Origin of the sequence: Modestobacter sp. DSM 44400, from assembly GCF_900107175.1 — a bacterium.
Taxonomy (GTDB): Bacteria; Actinomycetota; Actinomycetes; order Mycobacteriales; family Geodermatophilaceae; genus Modestobacter.
In genome coordinates this window covers 26750-44296 of the sequence record NZ_FNOZ01000034.1, presented here as the reverse complement: position 1 = coordinate 44296, position 17547 = coordinate 26750, and the positions used below count along the sequence as shown (strand labels likewise).

The 17547-nt window shown below is 73.8% G+C and carries 21 protein-coding genes, 4 tRNA genes, 1 pseudogene and 1 riboswitch; of the genes and pseudogenes, 12 read left to right on the top strand and 14 right to left on the bottom strand.

All coding sequences use genetic code 11. The features are described from left to right. A pseudogene (locus BLW04_RS18075) lies at nt 1-187 on the bottom strand (IS256 family transposase); the annotation flags it as partial. Between the two features lie 58 nt (nt 188-245). Here BLW04_RS18075 and BLW04_RS26065 point away from each other — a divergent pair. Further along, entirely contained in the window at nt 246-515 is a 270-nt protein-coding gene (locus BLW04_RS26065; RefSeq protein ID WP_217631099.1) for an excisionase family DNA-binding protein, read from the top strand. Between the two features lie 197 nt (nt 516-712). Here the strand turns inward: BLW04_RS26065 and BLW04_RS18065 are convergent. The 6 genes from BLW04_RS18065 to BLW04_RS26060 form a co-directional block, all read right to left on the bottom strand. After that, nucleotides 713-785 (bottom strand) — tRNA-Lys (locus tag BLW04_RS18065). Nucleotides 786-956: 171 nt separating this feature from the next. Then, a complete protein-coding gene (locus BLW04_RS18060; RefSeq protein WP_091544460.1) occupies nt 957-1265 on the bottom strand; it encodes a hypothetical protein in 309 nt (102 codons plus the stop codon). Nucleotides 1266-1273: 8 nt separating this feature from the next. Then, nucleotides 1274-1399 carry a hypothetical protein gene (locus BLW04_RS29225; RefSeq protein WP_256375493.1) on the bottom strand — a complete coding sequence of 42 codons (126 nt, stop codon included), beginning with the start codon at nt 1397-1399 and terminating at the stop codon, nt 1274-1276. Nucleotides 1400-1510: 111 nt separating this feature from the next. Beyond that, nucleotides 1511-1669 carry a hypothetical protein gene (locus tag BLW04_RS26890; RefSeq protein WP_175484127.1) on the bottom strand — a complete coding sequence of 53 codons (159 nt, stop codon included), beginning with the start codon at nt 1667-1669 and terminating at the stop codon, nt 1511-1513. A gap of 161 nt (nt 1670-1830) precedes the next feature. Next, nucleotides 1831-2712: a Rieske (2Fe-2S) protein gene (locus tag BLW04_RS18050; RefSeq protein WP_091544455.1), complete on the bottom strand. Its 882-nt coding sequence runs from the start codon at nt 2710-2712 to the stop codon at nt 1831-1833. A gap of 60 nt (nt 2713-2772) precedes the next feature. Continuing rightward, complete coding sequence (locus tag BLW04_RS26060) at nt 2773-2982, bottom strand: hypothetical protein (protein ID WP_139306898.1); 210 nt, start codon at nt 2980-2982, stop codon at nt 2773-2775. Nucleotides 2983-3242: 260 nt separating this feature from the next. Between BLW04_RS26060 and BLW04_RS18045 the strand changes: the two genes are divergently transcribed. Beyond that, a complete protein-coding gene (locus BLW04_RS18045) occupies nt 3243-3722 on the top strand; it encodes a GtrA family protein (RefSeq protein ID WP_254781761.1) in 480 nt (159 codons plus the stop codon). Between the two features lie 31 nt (nt 3723-3753). Further along, nucleotides 3754-4092: a hypothetical protein gene (locus tag BLW04_RS18040; protein ID WP_091544447.1), complete on the top strand. Its 339-nt coding sequence runs from the start codon at nt 3754-3756 to the stop codon at nt 4090-4092. A gap of 14 nt (nt 4093-4106) precedes the next feature. Here the strand turns inward: BLW04_RS18040 and BLW04_RS26885 are convergent, their stop codons facing one another. Next, a complete protein-coding gene (locus tag BLW04_RS26885) occupies nt 4107-4259 on the bottom strand; it encodes an AMIN-like domain-containing (lipo)protein (RefSeq protein WP_175484126.1) in 153 nt (50 codons plus the stop codon). A 604-nt stretch (nt 4260-4863) separates the two neighbouring features. Between BLW04_RS26885 and BLW04_RS18030 the strand changes: the two genes are divergently transcribed. The 7 genes from BLW04_RS18030 (at nt 4864) to BLW04_RS18000 (ending at nt 8030) form a co-directional block, all read left to right on the top strand. After that, a tRNA-Glu gene (locus tag BLW04_RS18030) sits at nt 4864-4936 on the top strand. Nucleotides 4937-4974: 38 nt separating this feature from the next. Continuing rightward, nucleotides 4975-5051, top strand: a tRNA-Asp gene (locus BLW04_RS18025). A gap of 27 nt (nt 5052-5078) precedes the next feature. Continuing rightward, nucleotides 5079-5152, top strand: a tRNA-Phe gene (locus tag BLW04_RS18020). A 236-nt stretch (nt 5153-5388) separates the two neighbouring features. Continuing rightward, nucleotides 5389-5613, top strand: a complete 225-nt coding sequence (locus BLW04_RS29730) for a helix-turn-helix transcriptional regulator (RefSeq protein WP_091544440.1) — start codon at nt 5389-5391, stop codon at nt 5611-5613. A 536-nt stretch (nt 5614-6149) separates the two neighbouring features. Beyond that, nucleotides 6150-6854 carry a (2Fe-2S)-binding protein gene (locus tag BLW04_RS18010; RefSeq protein WP_139306897.1) on the top strand — a complete coding sequence of 235 codons (705 nt, stop codon included), beginning with the start codon at nt 6150-6152 and terminating at the stop codon, nt 6852-6854. Between the two features lie 55 nt (nt 6855-6909). Continuing rightward, nucleotides 6910-7026, top strand: a riboswitch (cobalamin riboswitch). Nucleotides 7027-7059: 33 nt separating this feature from the next. After that, nucleotides 7060-7263 carry a CbtB-domain containing protein gene (locus BLW04_RS18005; protein ID WP_091544433.1) on the top strand — a complete coding sequence of 68 codons (204 nt, stop codon included), beginning with the start codon at nt 7060-7062 and terminating at the stop codon, nt 7261-7263. Beyond that, nucleotides 7254-8030 (top strand): CbtA family protein, encoded by a 777-nt coding sequence (locus BLW04_RS18000; protein WP_091544430.1) that lies wholly within the window; start codon nt 7254-7256, stop codon nt 8028-8030. The genes BLW04_RS18005 and BLW04_RS18000 overlap by 10 nt, the downstream gene beginning before the upstream one ends. Nucleotides 8031-8176: 146 nt before the next feature. Here BLW04_RS18000 and BLW04_RS17995 read toward each other — a convergent pair whose 3' ends face one another. Genes BLW04_RS17995 through BLW04_RS17975 form a run of 5 tightly spaced genes read right to left on the bottom strand, consistent with a single transcriptional unit; the run spans nt 8177 to nt 14318 of the window. Next, entirely contained in the window at nt 8177-9508 is a 1332-nt protein-coding gene (locus tag BLW04_RS17995) for a bifunctional glycosyltransferase family 2/GtrA family protein (protein WP_254781759.1), read from the bottom strand. After that, nucleotides 9478-11544 carry a mannosyltransferase YkcB-related protein gene (locus BLW04_RS17990; RefSeq protein WP_091544426.1) on the bottom strand — a complete coding sequence of 689 codons (2067 nt, stop codon included), beginning with the start codon at nt 11542-11544 and terminating at the stop codon, nt 9478-9480. The genes BLW04_RS17995 and BLW04_RS17990 overlap by 31 nt, the downstream gene beginning before the upstream one ends. Beyond that, nucleotides 11525-12463 carry a DMT family transporter gene (locus tag BLW04_RS17985; protein WP_091544423.1) on the bottom strand — a complete coding sequence of 313 codons (939 nt, stop codon included), beginning with the start codon at nt 12461-12463 and terminating at the stop codon, nt 11525-11527. Before BLW04_RS17985 ends, BLW04_RS17990 begins: the two co-directional genes overlap by 20 nt. Further along, nucleotides 12460-13185: a polysaccharide deacetylase family protein gene (locus BLW04_RS17980; protein WP_091544420.1), complete on the bottom strand. Its 726-nt coding sequence runs from the start codon at nt 13183-13185 to the stop codon at nt 12460-12462. Before BLW04_RS17980 ends, BLW04_RS17985 begins: the two co-directional genes overlap by 4 nt. Continuing rightward, entirely contained in the window at nt 13182-14318 is a 1137-nt protein-coding gene (locus tag BLW04_RS17975; protein WP_091544417.1) for an MGDG synthase family glycosyltransferase, read from the bottom strand. The genes BLW04_RS17980 and BLW04_RS17975 overlap by 4 nt, the downstream gene beginning before the upstream one ends. A gap of 120 nt (nt 14319-14438) precedes the next feature. Here BLW04_RS17975 and BLW04_RS17970 point away from each other — a divergent pair, with 120 nt between their 5' ends. Beyond that, entirely contained in the window at nt 14439-15131 is a 693-nt protein-coding gene (locus tag BLW04_RS17970; RefSeq protein ID WP_091544415.1) for a response regulator transcription factor, read from the top strand. 27 nt (nt 15132-15158) lie between these two features. Then, on the top strand, nt 15159-16451 hold the full coding sequence (locus BLW04_RS17965) for a sensor histidine kinase (RefSeq protein WP_091544410.1): 1293 nt from the start codon (nt 15159-15161) through the stop codon (nt 16449-16451). Here BLW04_RS17965 and BLW04_RS17960 read toward each other — a convergent pair. Next, a complete protein-coding gene (locus BLW04_RS17960; RefSeq protein WP_254781757.1) occupies nt 16414-17433 on the bottom strand; it encodes an NAD-dependent epimerase/dehydratase family protein in 1020 nt (339 codons plus the stop codon). The two genes, BLW04_RS17965 and BLW04_RS17960, sit on opposite strands and share 38 nt — an antisense overlap. Between the last annotated feature and the right edge of the window lie 114 nt (nt 17434-17547).

The window sequence follows — 17547 nt, the reverse complement described above, 5'->3', positions numbered from 1 at the left end:
CCACCGCGGTCACGTCGGACTCCATCAGCGCCGCCATGACCTGCAGGCCGGTGCCCACGGCCAACGCCAGCAGGCCTTCGCGCATCGACCCGGCGATGTCGGCCATCGCCACACTCACCCGCTCGGGCACGACGAGCCCGTCGCCGACGGGCGTGTCGATCTTGTCGTTCTGGTACTTCTTGGTCACGGCGGTCCCCTGTCTGAAGCGGTGTCTTGGCGGACGCCCAACACCTACCTCACGGCCGGTGCAGGCGGGGGACCGCCACCTCAACTTCCACGAGACCCGGGACAACCTCGGCCCCCGACCGTCGCTCAACGCCGGCGACCAACTGCACGACGTTGACAGCGCCGCCGACTACCTCCGCTGCGGCCGGCGCCTCATCTACCGGCTCGTCGCCGAACGGCGGGTCAAGTTCACCTACGCCGGCCGCTCCCTGCGCTTCTGGCAGACCGACCTCGACGCCTACCTCGAGGCCCGCGCCGTCGACCCCATCCATCCGCCGCTTCCCCGCTGACCATCGAGCTGGTCCGTCGGAGGGCTGCGGCCGGCTACCTCGATGGCTCCGGCCGAGCGATCGCCTCGCGCGACGTGCGAGCGATGGAGCGCTGAGGCGCGGGACGCAAAGATGGGGGTAAAGCGCGGCGACGTCCCGCTTTCGCGGCGAGTACGCTCGCAGCGAGGGGAGAATCCGCTGGTCAGCGGCTTGCTCGGTGGGCCCCGTGGGGATCGAACCCACAACCCGCGGATTAAAAGTCCGCTGCTCTGCCAGTTGAGCTAGAGGCCCGGCGCGAGTAAGTCTCCCAGACGCAGCCCCCAGCTCAGAGGACGTGGAAGATCACGAGCAGGAGCACGGTGAGGGCGGCGGACAGCAGCAGGCTGTCAAGGCAGCCCAGGCGGTTGGAGAAGAGCAAGAACACCACCCCCTGGTGCCCGCGGCGACGGCGACCGAACCGCCTCAGCCACAGACCCGCTTGACCAGCCCCAGCAACACCGCCCGCTGCGCCTCGTTCGCCGGCAGATCGACGGCGACCGGGTCGCGGTCGCTTACCGCGACACTCAGCGGGAAGACGAACGGCTTCTTGGTCCCGGCCAGCACGTGCGATTCACAGTTGGCCAGGGCGAACGTCACCGGGAGCGCCAGCTCGTCGTCGCCCGGTCGCAGGGTGACCGGCAGGTCGCGGCCTACGGCCGGCGTGAGCAGCACGCTGCGCTCCAGGGCGACCACCTCGACGGGCTGATCGCCGGCCGTCCGGGTGAGCCGCACCGTGCCGGTCAGCGCCCGCGCCCGTCCGGGGCCTCGGCCGGCTCCGTCAGGCCGATGTCGACCATCTCCAGCACACCGGCCACCGCGCACTCCTCGGTGTGCACCTGGGCGAGGCTGCCGTCGGTCAGTGGCACCCGCAGCTCCTCGGGAGCGCCGCCGTCCCGGCTGACCGTCAGCCGGCGCCGCCGCAGGGTCGGCCTCCGCCGCGCAGTCGACCGCGCCGAACGGCGTGGGCAGGTCGATCGTCAGCCCGGCGCGAACGTGGTGTGCACGACGGTGGGGGGGAGGGCAACCAAGCCCGGAGAGTCGATCGCCACCGCTGTGACCGTGAAGGGCGCCGTCCCGGTGTCGGTCAGCCGCACCTGGACCTGGCGGCCGACCGCCTCGTCCGTGCGGAGAGGCACGGCCTCGCCCCGATGCCCGCGACGGCCGGCACCGTCCGGCCGGCCCCTGCGAACGCCGTGGATACCGGGGACGACGAGCTGCCGCCGCACCCGGCCAGCAGCAACGGCGACGAGCCCCGTCCCGCCCGCCGCCCTCCACATGGCCGCGCGACGTGGGGCGCTCAGCCCTCGATGTGGCGCCCCGCCAGCCGCGCCTGCACCCGGCCGGCGACGTACCGCACCTCGAGCTTCTCCTGCGCGCTGGCCGCCGGGCCACGCCGCGGTTGACCCTCCTCCAGCTCGAAGGCTGAGCCGTGCCACGGGCAGACCAGGCAGTCCGAGCCGCGCACCTGCTCGACCGTGCCCTCGGCCAACGGGCCACCCAGGTGCGAGCAGGAGCTCACGAACACGTCGACCCTGGCCCCCCGGCGGACGACGGCCAGCGGCACCGGAGCGCCCTGACCCTCGCCGGTGCGCAGCGTCGGCGCGTTGTCCGGCAGGTCGTCCAGCGGGCCCAGGTCGATCCAGTCGTGGGTGAGCGACCGGGCGGCGGTGGCCGAGTGGGAGGCTCCGGAGGACTGCGAGTAGGACATGTGGCCGCCGATGGCCGCCGAGCCACTCGCCAGGCCCAGCCCGCTGTAGGCCAGAACCCGCCCCAGCGTTCCGGAGCCCTTGGCCCGGGCGACCAGGGAGCCGACGTACAGGCCCAGCGCCGCGGTGTTGGCCACGGCGTGCACCGCGCCCAGCCGCCTGACACCGACGTCCTGCTCCGACCAGTCGGCCGCCCCGCTCATCGCCGTGGGGACCGCCGCGGCCACGCCAGTGCCGATCAGCAACGCCGCGGCGGGGCGGGTCGCCGGGATCGCGTCCAGGATCCCGGCCGAGAGCCACGACCCCACGGGCACCTGGGCCAGCACCGGGTGCAGCGGATGGCCCAGCCAGGTGCCGTGCAGCAGGTCCTTGACCGGCTGCGGCAGGGCGTTGACCGCCTTGCGGGCCGGCTCGATGGCCTTGTCGAAGGTCGGCTTGTCGGCGATCCGGTCCAGCACACCCAGCAGGCTCATGCGGTTGCCCCTACCCACCTTCCGGCCTCCGGAACCCGCCGCCCGACCGCGATGACGAAGTCATCCCACCCATTCCCAGTCGGCGCTCTCGGCGACCAAGCCGACCGCCGCGGCACCCACCGCGTCGGCGTCCAGCGAACCAGGCCCAGGACGCCGCCCCACACCGCGTCGGAGACCACGTCGCTCGCCGCGCCGCAGGCGGGCGGGCGGGTGCGCGCGCACCAGGGCGCCACTGCTGCGGGGGTCGTAGAGCTCAGACAGGAGGTCCATGGACCGACCCTGAACCGTTCGGCTGCGACGCTGCGAACCACTCGCTGTGAGGTCGCCGTGAGGTCCAGACCGTGCGTCCAGCATGGGGCGCGTGAGCGACGTCACCGGGGAAGTGCCGTGGCGCTGGGGAATGAACCCGGGACGTCGCGGTTGCCTGGTGCACCGACCCACTTTCTGTGCGCCATCCGACTGGAGGAAACCCGGTGACCTGCCCGTCCCTGCTCCATCGCGGCCCTCTGGCCGGCGCGACGGGTGGGCACGTGTCCGACCTGACGGTCACCGGCATCCATCGGGTCGCCGATGCGGCGGTGCGCGCCCGGGGCCACCTGCGGGGCGACGACACGCTCGGCCAGTTCGCCCGGTACGTGGTCGTCGGAGCCCTCTCCACCCTGCTCTACGGGCTGGTGTTCGTCGCCGCCGACGTGGCCGGTGACCAGGTGGCGAACCTGGCCGGCGCCATCGCCTCGACCCTGCTGGCCAACGAGCTGCACCGCCGGCTCACCTTCCATGCCGGTGGCCAGGTGTCCTGGTTCACCGCCCAGTGGGAGGGCGGCGGGCTGGCCGTCATCGGCCTGGTCGCCACCTCTCTGGCGCTGGCCGGCTTCCAGACCTTGGTCGGCGACGTGAGACCACTGGTGCAGATCGCACTGGTCACCGGCGTCACCGGGGCCATCGGTCTGGTGCGGTTCGTGGCGTTGCGCGCCTGGGTGTTCTCCACCGGCTCCGCCCGGCGCGAGTGATCGGCGGGCCTCCCGCCCCTAGGCTTCGGCCATGTCGAGCCTGCTGACCCGTCGTCCCGCCCGGCTGGCCGCCGGTGCTGTGGCCGCCGTCCTGCTGACGCTCCCGTTGGCCGCCTGCAGCTTCTCCTCGGACAACGTCTCCTGCTCAGGTACGACGTGCACCGCCACGCTGAGCGGGGACGGCGCCGAGGCCAAGATCCTGGGCACCCCACTGGCCTTCGTCGGCACCCAGGATGGCCGCGCAACGCTGTCGGTGGGCGACGCCAGCGTCTCTTGCGCGCAGGGCGAGAGCGTCTCCGCCGGCCCGCTGTCGCTCACCTGCACCACGGTCACCGAGGGCTCCGTGAAGCTCACCGCCAGCGCGGCCTGAGCCCTCCGGAGCGCTCAGGAGGTAGCGACCTCCACCACGACCCGCGTCGGGCCGTCGAGTGCGTACACCCGGAACGGGGTCTGCGCCGGGACGCCGCTGTAGGCCAGCGACTGTCCCTCGAAGGTGCCGTCGTGGAAGGCGCCGGTAACCGCGGCGGTGTCGCCCACCGGGACGCGGCCACGGGTCGCCTGGCCCCCCGGACTCGTAGGGATAGCTGCTGCCCCTCAGGACGACCCGCAGGTAGACCGGGCCGGCCAGGTCGACCGGGTCCCCGGTGCCCTCCGCGGTCGCGCTGTCGACGTACTCGACGTCCCAGCCGGACATGCCCTGGCCGGCAAGCTCGAGGACCACCCGGTCGAAGCCGTCGTGCGCGCCGACCCGGACGTCGGGCACCGTCAGCCCCGCGGCGTCCACCTGCTCCGCGGTGTCGGGCCGGACGTCGGCCGGTAACGGCGGCGACCCGCCACCGGCACCGCTCGGGGCCGCCGCGCTGCGAGGCAGCCGGCTCCTCGGTCGTCCCCGACGCGGTGGCGGAGCTGGCCGCCTCCCCGGGGGCCGTCCCGTTCCCGCAGCCGGTCAGCACGGACAGCGCGGGAGCGGGACGGCCCGGTCATCAGGAGACGGCGGCAATCGATCGTCGGCGGCGCATGCCCCAGAGGCACAGCCGGCGGGGCGCCCACCGACACGACACGTCGGGGGTCGCCCGGGAGGGGTGGTGCCCAGCGCACCCGATGGGACATGTATGGTTCTCCCTGCCTCCGGCGACCACGAGCCCCCATCGTCTAGCGGTCCAGGACGCTGCCCTTTCAAGGCGGTAGCACGGGTTCGAACCCCGTTGGGGGCACGCACGACCGTGCTGCACGCGGCACGGCACCACAGCAAGGCCCTGTAGCGCAGTTGGTTAGCGCGCCGCCCTGTCACGGCGGAGGTCGCGGGTTCGAGTCCCGTCAGGGTCGCCACCCGGTGCTGTTCCACGGCGCCGGTGGGGGCAGGTAGCTCAGTCGGTACGAGCGCTCGCCTGAAAAGCGAGAGGTCGGCGGTTCGACCCCGCCCCTGCCCACCCAGAGAGGTTCATGCTTCTCACACGGATCGGATAGCGGCTCCGATGGCGGCTCTGCCCTGCGGAAACAGTCGCAGCGAGCGTCATGCGGCGCGCCGGTTCCGGCTTCGCATACCTGCCGTGTCTCGACGCGGTCGAGTCTCGGAAGATCGACACCCAAACTCGCTGGTTCCGTCAGACCCTCGGGCGACGATCGGGTGTAACGACCCTGTCCGGAGAGCGTGAATCGACGCCCGATGCCGACCGCGAGGAGCAACTCGCGCGCTTCGGCGCCCGCGTGCGCAAGCTGCGGGAGAAGGCCCGGGCTTACGCAGGCCGACCTGGCTGAGCGAGCGGGAGTGGACCGAATCGCAATCAGCCACATAGAGCGCGGCCAGCGAGACGTCGGCGTCGTCAGAGCGGCGGCTATCGCTCAAGCCCAAGGACGTCCAGATGAAGGACGTGCTGCGGCTGCTCCCTGACGTGGTGAGGCTGCTGCTGCCCCGGAGACGCCGAGTCCCGAGCCGGTCAAGGTCACGAACAGCAAAGCGATGGTCGTGAACTGGGCGACATCCCCGATCTGCGAAACGGTCCGGGCGATCCACAGCCGTCGGTACGCGGGGCGGATGAGGAGCCCGCGCAGCCCGGGGCGGATCCTGGTCGCCTACGCATCATCGCCGTGCTGTGGTCCGGATCGATTCAGAGGTCGGCCCGGACCACAGTCGGCTCAGGCGCTGAGGGGTGCAGCGCTGCGGTGTCGGCGGGCGAGCCACGCCACGGCGGGGTGACCCGTGATCAGCCCCCCGCGGACGCGCTCGCTCCGGACCAGGTGGCCCGGCTCATCACCTGGATCGCCGCCGCCCCGCCGACGTCGTGCTCGACGAGGTCACGGTGAACCCAATGCTCGAACAGGGCTGGCCGCAGGAGCACGCGTCCACACCCGTGGACGCGTGGCGAACCACCGTCTTCTGCGGCACCGACCCGGTGCCGTGGGCTCCCACCCGCCATGCTCAGGGACGTGCACGATGACGAGGTGCCCTCCGCGCTGCGGGTCGGCGCCGCCCTGGGCCCGTTTTTCAGGTTGCATCCGGCGCCGGGCGCGGACTGGGTCAGCTGGGCCGGCCTGCTGGCCGATCCAGCCGTGTTCACCGCCCGAGCCGCGGAGGTCCAGACGGCGCTGAGCGCTGGTGTCGTTCCTGAGAAGCGGGTTGTCGCCTCGCTGGTGCACCTGGGCCTGGTCGGCCGGTTGCTGGCCCCCGCGATCGGCGCGGCCGTCGCCGGTGGAGTCCTCCCGGTCGTTTCAGCCGGCGGCGTCCACCTCCGGCTGGCCGGGTCCAACCCGCTGCCTTTGGCGCTGACCGGGGTCTCGGCTGTCGATGTCGGCTCCCCGGCTGCAGTGGCCGAGGAGCTGTCGCAGCACTGGCTCACGCCCCTGGTCCGCCCCTGGACGGCACTCGTCGCGGCAATGACCGGGCTGTCGGAGAAGGTGCTGGTCGGCAACGTCGTCTCCGCGGTCGCCGGTGCCCTGACCATCGCTGTCACCGCGAGGCCGGATCTGACCCACCGGTCGACCGCCGTCCTGGACGCACTGCTGGCCACCGGCCCCCTCGCCGGCACCGGCGAACGGCGGTGCGACGGCTCGTTCGCCCGCCGCTCCTGCTGCCTGTTCTACCGGCTGCCCGGCGCCGGCACGTGCGCCGACTGCGTCCTCACCCGCTCCTGACCGCGCGCCGGAAGACCGGGCCGACGTGGGGGTTGGCCTGCGGGCGGTAACCCCGTAGCGTCCCGTCCGCTGCAGTGCAGGGAAGCCGGTGAGATTCCGGCGCGGTCCTCGCCACTGTCACCGGGGAGCAGTCCCCGATAGCCAGACACCGGCTGCAGCACCACCGCACCACCTCCACGAGGCATGGAAGAAGGGACCCACAGTCATGACCTCATCCCCGTACGCCCACCCCCGCATCGCCGTCCCGCGCGTCGCCGTTCCGGCCTGGGCGTGGGCCCTCGCCCTGCTCGCGATCTTCGCGCTCTATCTGGTCGCCCAGGACAACGGGGCGGTGCTCGCGCAGGCCGGTGGCGTCGCCCACGAGTTTTTCCACGACGCCCGGCACGCGCTGGGCGTGCCATGCCACTGAGGCATGCCACCGCCGAACTCCGCGCCGCAACCGATCCAGCACCGCCGTTCTCTGCGCTGCTGGCTCGGCTGGCGCTCGCTGGTGTCGCCGCCGGCGTGCTGTCCGGAACCTGGCAGCTCCTCGTCACCGAACGTGCCATCAGCCCGGCGCTGGCACTGGAGAAGGCCCGCGCCGCGGAGACCGGCGAGCACTCCGTCGAGACGTTCAGCCGCCCCACCCAGCTCATCGGTGGGTTCCTGGGCACCGTCGTGGCGGCGGTCGCGTTCTCCCTCGTGGTCGCCACGGTGTACGCGGCGGTGCGGCACCGGGTGCCCGGTCGCACGGACGGCGTTCGCCTGATCACTCTGACGACGATCGGCTTCGCCATCTTCGCCCTGCTGCCCGCGGTGAAGATCCCGGGGAACCCGCCGGCAGTCGGGGACCCCACCACGGTGGGGAGCCGGACGGCGATCTACGGGGCGGTGCTGGCCAGCGGCATCGTGGCCACGGTCCTCGTCGCTCTGCTGGTCAGCGCGTTGCACCGGCGGGGCACGAGCACCGCTGCCGTCGCCGCGGCGGGCACGGCGGCCGGCGTCGCGTTGGTGGCGCTGATCGTGCTCCTGCTGCCGGACAGCCCGGACGCCATCCCCGCCGACGTCCCCGCGGCCGTGGTGTGGGACTTCCGACTGGCCTCACTCGGCCAACTGGCGGTCCTCTGGGCCTCCCTCGGCCTGGCCGGCGGCTGGCTCCTTGATCGGTTGAGGCGCATTCCCGCCCGCACACGCTGACGAATACAAGAAGGCGCGATTCCTATTCGGAACCGGGCCTTCTTGTCCCGTCGTTCGGCGGAGCCACCTCGCCTCACCTGCCATCCACACCCGCACTCGAGTCTGCCCCTTCGGTGCCACTGCGAGATCTCCGGCGCGGTGAGCGCTCAGCGCTGAGAGAGTGCTGAGGGGAGATCTCCCCGAACGTTGACCCGTCCTCGCGGCAGGCTGTCCCCGCCGAGGGACGGCGCGGTCCCGGAGCGGAAGACCCAGGCGCGGAGCAGGACGAAGCGCAGCAGCGTGGCCAGCGCGTTCGCGGCGATCAGGGCGGCCAGCTCGGTGCTCCGGCCGGGGTTGGGGGCGAGGGCGTGCACGCCGGCGAGCGCGCCGCTGGTCAGCGCCAGGCCGAGGCCGAAGACCACCAGCCCCTGCACCTGCGCGCGGGCCGCACCGGCGCCGCCGCGGATGCCGAAGGTGACCCGCCGGTTGGCCGCGGTGTTCGCGACCGCGGTGAACCCCAGCGCCACCAGGTTGGCAGCCTGGGCGTGCAGCGCGCCGCGCAGCAGCACGAAGAGCACCAGGTAGGCCAGCGTGGACAGCACCCCGATGACGGCGAAGCGGACCAGCTGGCCGACCAGTCCGGCCGGGACGCCGGGGACCGGGTCGAGCAGCGGGCCGGGCAGCGGAGAGCGGCCCAGCTGGGCGCGGAGCTCGGCGACGGGCAGCCGGCCGGCGGCCAGCGCCCGCAGCATCCGGACGATGCCGGCCACGTCAGCCTTCGCCGTGGCCACGATGTCCACCCGGCTGTCCGGGTCGTCGACCCAGTCCACGGGCACCTCGTGGATGCGCAGACCGCAGCGCTCGGCGAGCACCAGCAGCTCGGTGTCGAAGAACCAGCCGGTGTCCTCCACCAGCGGCAGCAGCTGGGCGGCGACGTCGGCCCGGATGGCCTTGAACCCGCACTGGGCGTCCGACAGCCGGGTGGCCAGCGCGCCGCGCAGCAGCAGGTTGTAGCCCCGGGAGATCACCTCCCGCTTCGCTCCCCGCACCACCCGGGACGACGGGGCCAGCCGGGTGCCGATGGCCAGGTCGGAGTGGCCGCTGATCAGCGGTGCGACCAGCGGCAGCAGCGCGGCGAGGTCGGTGGACAGGTCGACGTCCATGTAGACCAGCACCGGTGCCTCCGACGCCAACCAGGCCGTGCGCAGCGCCCGGCCCCGGCCGGCCTCGGGGAGTTCGACCAGGCGGACGCCGGGCAGCTCGGCGGCCACCCGGCGCGCGACGGCCACGGTGGAGTCGGTGCTGGCGTTCTCCGCCACGGTGATCCGGAACGGATAGGGCAGCTGCTCGGACAGGTGCGCGTGCAGCCGGCGCAGGCACGGCTCGAGGTCGGTCTCCTCGTCGTGCACCGGGATGACCACGTCCACAACCGGCAGGGGAAGTTCCGCGCCGCCGACCCGGTCGGCGATCATGACGTCGGTGGATGCGTCGATGAGCACGGTGCACGTCCCTTCATGACTGTTGTGTACGTCTCCCCCGTTGAGGGGGTGCTGAGCGAGCGAGGTGCGGGAACGGCGTCGGCACGGGCCGCCGAGGCGCCGTCGAGGGGAGCCGGCGGCGATCCGCCGGACGCGCCCGCGCCAGCGAGGCCGCTCAGGTCGAAGAGGAACCACCTCCCCATCCGCTGCACCGGAACGCGCTGGGACGCCCACCGCCCGATCTGGTCGGCCGGCGTGCTCCCCGCCCGAGCCGGCCCGTCCAGCACCAGGTAGTGCACCCGGCGGTCGGCCACCGCGACGACGAACTCGTCCAGCGTCGGGTGCGGGTCCCGGCCGTTGAAGCCGCCCAGTGACCACACCGGCGCCCCGCTGGCCAGCTGGAGGTCAGCCGCTCGTCGTCCGGCCACCGCAGCAACCCAGTCGTAACCGGCCGACCCGGACCGAACGGTGTCGACGACGGTCAGTGGCAGTCGGGTGTTCGTGGCGCTGTCCTGGCTGAACTCGGCAGGGGTGTACGCCTGGGTCACCCCGGGACCAGAGGCGACGTTGGCCCCTCGGTGCACCGACGAGGCAGTGGCCACCGACCAGGTCGCCGGCCCGACCAGGAGCGCGGCCACGGCGGCGACCGAGACCAGCCGCCGGGTCCACCGGGCCCCGGCCCGCGAGATGCCCAGCACCGCGACCGCCGCGGCGATGAGTGCCAGCGGCGCGGTGCTCAACGGCCACGCCGGCCGGCTCACCAGCAACCCGGTCGACCAGGCAGCGCTGACGACCACCCCGACCGCCAGCACCCATCTCGCCCACGCCGCTCCACCCGGCGACCAGGCGCGCTGCCACAGCAGTGCGCCGCCCAACGCGACGGAGCCGGCGATGGCTGGGGCGAGCTGCACGGCGTAGTAGCTGTGCGAGATCCCGCGCAGGGAACTGAGGACGACGCCGGCCCCGAGCAGCCAGCCGCCCCACAAGAGCAGCCCCGCCCGGACAGGGTCCCGCCGGTCCCGGCCCCGGGTGAGCACCCAGCCGGAGACGAGGGCGGCGAGCGCCGCGGGCAGCAGCCAGCCCGCCTCGGGCGTCCACGACCCGAACAGCCGGAACCAGTTCGCCGGCCGGGCGACGTCCGCTGCCCCGCCACCACCCTCCTGGCCCGTCACCCGGCCCAGACCGTTGTAACCGAGGGCCAACTCCACCACGCTGTTGTGCTGGCTGCCACCGATCCAGGGACGGTCCGCTGCCGGGGTCAGCTGCACCAGGAGAACCCACCACCCAGCCGCCGCGACCATCGCCGCCGCCGCTCCCAGCACCCGCGCCAGGCGCCGCCCGATCGTGCCCGCACCCGCGACCAGGGCCACCGCCACGAACGCGGGCAGCACCAGCCACGCCTGCAGGAGCTTGGTCAGGAAGGCCAGGCCCAGCAGTGCGCCCGCCAGCGCCAACCAGACTCCGCCGCCCCGGGACGCCGCCACCGAACGGACGAGTGCGTAGGCCGCGCCCACCGACAGCGTCACCATCAGAGCGTCGGGGTTGTCGTACCGCGCCATCAGCGTGACCACCGGCGTTACGGCCAGCGCAGCCGCCGCAAACAGACCGACGGCCGCCGCCCGCGCCTCGTGGGACGGCCCGCGCTCGTCCGCGCGCGGGGACCCGGAGACGATGCCCAGTGCCTGCCGCCGGACCGTGCCGTAGAGCAGGGCCACCGAGGCGACGCCGAACGCCGCCTGCGGCAGGAGCAGCGACTGTGTCGTCAGCCCGAACAGGCGCACCGACAGCGCGGGGAGCCAGAGGAAGGCCGGTGGCTTGTCCACGGTGATGCCACCGCTGGGGTCCAGCCCCCCGAACAGCATGGCGCGCCAGTTCAGCGCACCGGCCTGGGCAGCTGCCGAGTAATAGGCGTTCGCCCAGCCCGAGGCGGACAGGCCGAGCGAGTAGAGCAGGCCGGCGACGACGAGGAGCCCGGCGAGCGCCCCCCGCCGGCCGCGGACGGTCTCCAGGAGGGACCGGCGCGCCCGAGGGCGGCGATCAGCTCGCAACGCGTTCACGGGCACGACCTCCTCGGGACGACGACGTGTCGGACGGGCAGGGGGGCAGGCCGGCGGTCGCTGGTCGACCCGTCTCCCGCCTCGCCGCACGTCGGGACAGCAGGACGACGCCCAGACCGAGCTCGAGGACGCCGACGAGTTGAGCCGCGTGGGCCGCGGCGCCGGGAGCCAGGCGCTCTCCGAACACCGGCCCGGACCCGAGGATCGCGACCAGTGGTTCCAGGACGGTCATCAGCGGCAGGGACTGGATGAGCGATCCGGACCGATAGCTCCACTGCGCCAGCACGACCGAGACGCCCCCGACTCCGAGCAGCGCCGCCAGTGGCCAGCCCACCGGCCACAGTGGTCGGGCGACCACCTCCTTGAGGACCAGTCCGGTGACCCCGAAGCCGACGCCGGCGGCCGAGGCGAGCCAGCGGGTCCGGTGCCGCGCGCCCGGTCCCGCGCTCCACACGGCAGCAGCTGTCGCGACCAGGAACGCGCCGAGCACGCAGGCCAGCAGCGGGAACGGGCGGGCCACGTCCACTCCGCCGGAAGGCCGGGCCGCGAGGAGGAAGGTGGTCAGCCCGGCGGCCACCACGGCGGCGGCCGTCCACTCGGAAAGGTCGGGCAGCTGCCGGTCGGTGTGCCGTCGGTCGACCAGCGCACCGAGGACGAGCGCGAGGACGAGTCCGCTGGACATCAGCGGCTGCACCAGGACCACCCGTCCGGCGGAGAGCGCCAGTGCGTGCAGCGTCAGGCCCACGACGGCAGCTGCCTGCCCCGCCAGCCAGGCCGGCTGCCGGATCAGCCGGCCCATCAGCCCGACGGCCGGGACCGGACCACCGCCCATGGGAGCGGCTGCCGCCGCCCGGTGTTGGACGACGGTGGCGGTGGCGAACGCCAGCGCCGAGGCCAGTGCGAGCAGGACCGCGGTCATCCGGACCGGGCCAGGTGAGAGCGCAGCGGACGGACCGCGAGCCCCCGGCGCTCCAGCTCGGTCGCCAGCGCGGGGAGCACCTCGACAGCCGATCGCCAGGCGCCCGGCCGGCTGGTGCAGTCGGAGTCGTGCAGCAGCACGGTGCCGCCGTCGTCGAGTGACCGGAGCAGGTGCCCGAGCACGTGATCGGCCGGCCGTCCCTCCCAGTCGCGGCCCCACGCCGTCCAGAGGACCGGGGTCACGTCCAGCTGCGCGGCGGCACGCAGCGATCCGGCGCTCAGCACCCCGTAGGGCGGACGGAACCACCTCGGGCGGCTGCCGGTCACGGCGGCGATCTGCCCGCAGGCCCGCCCGAGATCGCGCCGCGCCCAGCTGCTCGACCGGGTCAGGTGGTTGTGGTGCTCGTAGCCGTGCACGCCCACCTCGTGACCTGCGGCGACGATCGAGCGGGCCACCTCCGGGTAGCGGTCGACCTGGCTGCCGAGCAGGAAGAACGTCGCCGTCCACCCCAGCCGGGCCAGCGCGTCGAGCACCGCCGGCGTACCCGCTGGGTCAGGCCCGTCGTCGAAGGTCAGCGCCACTCCACCCGGCTGCCCCTGACCGGACAGGCGGGGCATCGCCCGCCGCAGCGGACCGCGGGCGGTCAGCGCGGGACCGCCGTGCACCAGAGCGACACCGAGCAGTGGGACGGCCACCCCGGCGGCCCATCGACGGGGGTTCACGCCACCCCGACCGCGGACGGGAGCAGCGCGGCCAGCACGACGCTCGTCGGGTCGCCGAGTGCCGGCGGGGTCCGGTCCCGGCCCAGCGCCGCGCGCAGGCAGTGGGCCAGCTCGGCGGGCGTCCGCGCCCACGGGGCCAGGGCCGCCTCGTGCAGCACCCGGGCGTTCGCGCGGCCGTGGCCGGGGATGGGCCGGTATGTCACGGTCGGCAGTCCCGCCACCCACGCCTCCGTGCAGGACAGTCCGCCGGCGTTGTGGACCAGCACGTCAGCCACCTGCATCAACCGATGGACGTCGGTCCGCCACCCCAGCGCGACGGTGCCGGGCTCGGCGGCGACCCGTCGGCGCAAGGCAGCGTTGCGCCCGCACAGCACCAGCGGCGTGAGCCCGGCCGCCGCTACGTCGCGCACCGTCGGGAGCAGGTCGCCGAGGCCCAGTGAGCCGGCGACGATGAGGACCACCGGCGGGCCGGCGGTCAGGCCGAGCTCGCGGCGGACGTCGACGAGGACGTCGAGCGGCAGTGGGGCGCCGAACCGGCTGGGCACCAGCGGCCCCGCGAGGGTGAACGGGCGCCCGTAGTCGAGGGCGCCTTGAGCGGCCGTGGCAGCCGTCACCGTGAGGTGCGCGTCGACGCCGGGGTGCAGCCAGCTGGCGTGTACGGCCGGATCGGTGAGGTAGGTCATCGCCGGGGCGCCCAGTCGACCGTCGAGGCGCAGCGCACCGAGTGTCTGGGAGGCGAGCGGATAGGTCGACACCACCACGTCGGGTCGGACGTCGGTGACCCAGCTGGACATGGCCGGAGCGGCGGCGGCACAGAGCGCCTGCTCGACCCGCCACAGCAGGCCGCGGCGTTCCAGCCGCCGGAAGAGGTACTCGAAGGCGTACGGGACGTGCGTGACGCTGCCGGTGTACCCGTCGCGGAGGAAGCGGGCGACCAGGTGCGGGACCGCGTCGAGGAAGTCGCGGACGACCACCTCCGCACCCTCGACAGCGAGGCGGGCGGCCAGCTCGTTCGCGGCGCCGTCGTGCCCGGCGCCGACGCTGCCGCTGATCACCAGCACCCGAGGGCGGACGCCGGGCCGCGCCGGGTCGGCCGGGGGTGCGAGCGGCGGTGTCGTGAGCTGGGCGGTCATGCGGGCTCCTTGATCGGCTGTGCCACCGATCCTGAGCCGGGCCCTGCCATTGCCGGGCCATGCCCAGGTGAGCGGACGGCAAAGAGAGCCGGCCGGGATCCGGCGATCTACCGTGACGTCGTGGCCGAGCTGTTGGTCGTCGAGGACGACGAGACGATCGGCACCGCCCTCACCACGGGGTTGCGCGCTCACGGCCACGCCATCTCCTGGCAGCGCACCGCCCACGGAGCGATGGCCGCGGTCAACGGGCGCGGCTTCGACCTCGTGCTCCTGGACCTGGGCCTCCCCGACCTGGACGGGGTGGAGCTGTGCCGCCGAATCCGCGCCGCCCTGCCCGGCACCGTGATCGTGATGCTCACGGCCCGGGCGGAGGAGATGGACGTCGTCGTGGGGCTGGAGGCCGGCGCCGACGACTACCTCACCAAGCCCTTCCGGTTCGGTGAGCTGCTCGCCCGGGTGCGGGCGCACCTCCGTCGCAGCGCGACCCTGCCCCCGGCCGACGCCGTCCTGACCATCGGCGACCTGGTCGTCGACGTCGCTGCCCGGCGGGTGACCCTGGGCGGCGCCGAGGTGCAGCTGCGGACCAAGGAGTTCGACCTCCTCGCCCGGCTGGCCATCGACGCCGGGACCGCGGTCAGCCGCGAGACGCTGATGGCCGACGTCTGGGACGCCCACTGGTTCGGCTCCACGAAGACCCTCGACGTCCACGTCGCGGCCGTACGACGCCGGCTCGCCGCGATGGGCGATCCGGCGCCTCCGCCGATCACCACCCTGCGTGGGCACGGCTACCGGCTCGAGTCTCCGGCCGGCTGAGCACGGTCCGGCGGGCACACTGCGACCGTGCGCAGACGGATCGTGGTGCTCAGCGTGTTCGCCGCGGTGCTGGCGACCAGCCTGTTCGGGATCCCGCTCGCCTACGGCGTTGCCCAGTACTTCCTCGGTGACGAGCGTGCAGAGGCCGAACGGGCCGCCGACACCGTCGCCATCGCGGTGGCCGCCGACGTGCTCCGGGGACGGCCGCCCACGGACCTGCCCGGCACCGACGGCGACATCACGGTCGGCCTCTACGCGACCGACGGTGCCCGGCTGGCGGGCGTCGGCCCGGCGCGGGCGGACGCCGTGGTCCGTCACGCGGGCAACGGGCGGGTGGCCAGCGCGGACGATACGTCGGGACAACTGGTGGTGGCCGTGCCGGTGACCGACGGGGCCGAGGTCACCGGGATCGTCCGCGCGGCCAGCGACTACTCGTCGGTGCGGACCAGGATCGCCACCGCGTGGGCCCTCATGCTCGGCCTGGGGGCCCTCGCGGTGTCAGTGACCTGGCTGCTCGCCCGGCGGCAGGCCCGGCGGCTGGCGCTGCCGCTGGAGTCGCTGGCCGCGACCGCGCACCGTCTGGGCGACGGCGACTTCAGCGTGCGAACGGGTACCAGCGGCATCCCGGAGATCGACGAGGCCGGCCGGGCCCTGGACACGACCGCGCACCGGCTGGGTGCCCTCGTCGACCGGGAGCGGTCCTTCTCAGCGGACGCGTCCCACCAGTTGCGCACGCCGCTGACCGGCCTGCGCCTGGGGCTGGAGACCGCTCTGGAGCAACCGGCCGTCGGCCAGCGCGCGGCGATGCTGGCCGCCATCGAGTCCGCTGACCAGCTCGAACGGACCATCGAGGACCTGCTCTCCCTCGCCCGGGACGCCGGTCCGCGGGGCGCCCTGCTCCCGGTCGCCGACGTGGTGGCGGAGGTGGCCACTGCCTGGCGGCCCGTGCTGGCCGGTCAGGGGCGGTCCCTGGACGTCACCGTCGAGGAGGAGCTGCCCACCGGTCGGGCGTCCGCTGCGGCGGTGCGGCAGGTGATCGGCGTGCTGCTCGACAACGCGGTGGACCACGGCGCGGGCACGGTCACGCTGGCGGTCCGCGATGCCGGCGGGGTGCTGGCGATCGACGTCGCCGACGAGGGAGCCGGACCGCCCGACCCCGACCTGTTGTTCCACCGGCGCGCGGAAGGCGCCCGAGGACACGGGATCGGCCTGTCGCTGGCGCGCAGTCTGGCCGAGGCGGACGGCGGACGACTGCTGCTCTCCCGGCTCCGGCCGCCGGTCTTCACCCTGCTCGTGCCAGCCGGCGCCGAGGAGTCGTGACCGGGGCGGACGACGTCATCGCCGCCCACGCCGAGGCGATCGACTCGTCGAGATCCCGCTCGGCGTGCCAGCCGAGCTCTCGGGCGATGAGGGAGGTGTCCGCCACCGCGCAGGACGCATCCCCGACCCGGGGCGGCCCGTCGACCCACGGCACGGGGCCGCCGGTGACGGCCTCGGTCCGGGCGAGCACGTCGAGGACGGAGGCCCCCCGACCCGTACCGACGTTGTAGACCGCGGCCCCTCGCCCGCCGGATGACAACCGGGACACCGCGGCCACGTGCGCGGAGGCGACGTCCGCGGCATGGACGAAGTCCCGGACGGCACTGCCGTCGGGAGTGGGGTGTGTGCGGCCGTTGACGACGAGGTGCACTCCGTCTCGCCGGGCGGCCAACACGCGAGGCAGCAGACCGCCCGGTCTGCTGTCGGCCAGCTCCCGGGCGCCGGCGCCGACCACGTTGAAGTAGCGCAGCGCGACGGTCGCAATCCCGGCCGCGCCGCCGGCCTCGCTCATCAGGTGCTCCCCCACCAGCTTGGTGGTGCCGTAGGGGTTCTGCGGGCGAGGCCGGTGGTTCTCGGGAAACGCCGCCGGCGCGGGGTCCCTCGGGCGGCCGCCGTAGACCGCGGCCGACGAACTGGCCACCAGGTTGGGCACCCGGTGATCGGTCATCGCCCCGAGCAGCGTCGCGACGTCGGTGACGTTGGCCCGGTAGTAGGCCAGGGGTGAGTCGACGGACTCCGGCGCCGACGTCAGCGCAGCGAGGTGGACGACCCCGGCTGCTCCGTCGAGGACACCGTCGAGGACCGCACGGTTCCCGACCCGGCCGCGCACGAGGCGGACCTCCGGTGGAAGTCGGTCAGCCCGCCCGGTGGACAGGTCGTCGAGCACGACCAGTTCGACGCCGGCCGCGTGCAGTGCCGCCACCACGTGGCCACCGACGTAACCGGCTCCACCTGTCACCACCCACATGCCCGTTCCTGCCACGACGCCTCCTGGAGAAGTCCCACGACCCTCCCGATGGTCGCGGGGCGCCGGCGAGCAGGCGGCCAGCCGAAGGTGAGGCGACGGTGAACTCCGGCCTGGCTGAGGACGTTCTCA

Bases quoted from the DNA above. Each gene is read 5' to 3' on its own strand.
- BLW04_RS18050 (WP_091544455.1), bottom strand. From the start codon at position 2,712: ATGAGCCTGCTGGGTGTGCTGGACCGGATCGCCGACAAGCCGACCTTC.
- BLW04_RS26060 (WP_139306898.1), bottom strand. From the start codon at position 2,982: ATGGACCTCCTGTCTGAGCTCTACGACCCCCGCAGCAGTGGCGCCCTG.
- BLW04_RS18040 (WP_091544447.1), top strand. From the start codon at position 3,754: ATGTCGAGCCTGCTGACCCGTCGTCCCGCCCGGCTGGCCGCCGGTGCT.
- BLW04_RS29730 (WP_091544440.1), top strand. From the start codon at position 5,389: ATGCCGACCGCGAGGAGCAACTCGCGCGCTTCGGCGCCCGCGTGCGCA.
- BLW04_RS18005 (WP_091544433.1), top strand. From the start codon at position 7,060: ATGACCTCATCCCCGTACGCCCACCCCCGCATCGCCGTCCCGCGCGTC.
- BLW04_RS18000 (WP_091544430.1), top strand. From the start codon at position 7,254: ATGCCACTGAGGCATGCCACCGCCGAACTCCGCGCCGCAACCGATCCA.
- BLW04_RS17985 (WP_091544423.1), bottom strand. From the start codon at position 12,463: ATGACCGCGGTCCTGCTCGCACTGGCCTCGGCGCTGGCGTTCGCCACC.
- BLW04_RS17975 (WP_091544417.1), bottom strand. From the start codon at position 14,318: ATGACCGCCCAGCTCACGACACCGCCGCTCGCACCCCCGGCCGACCCG.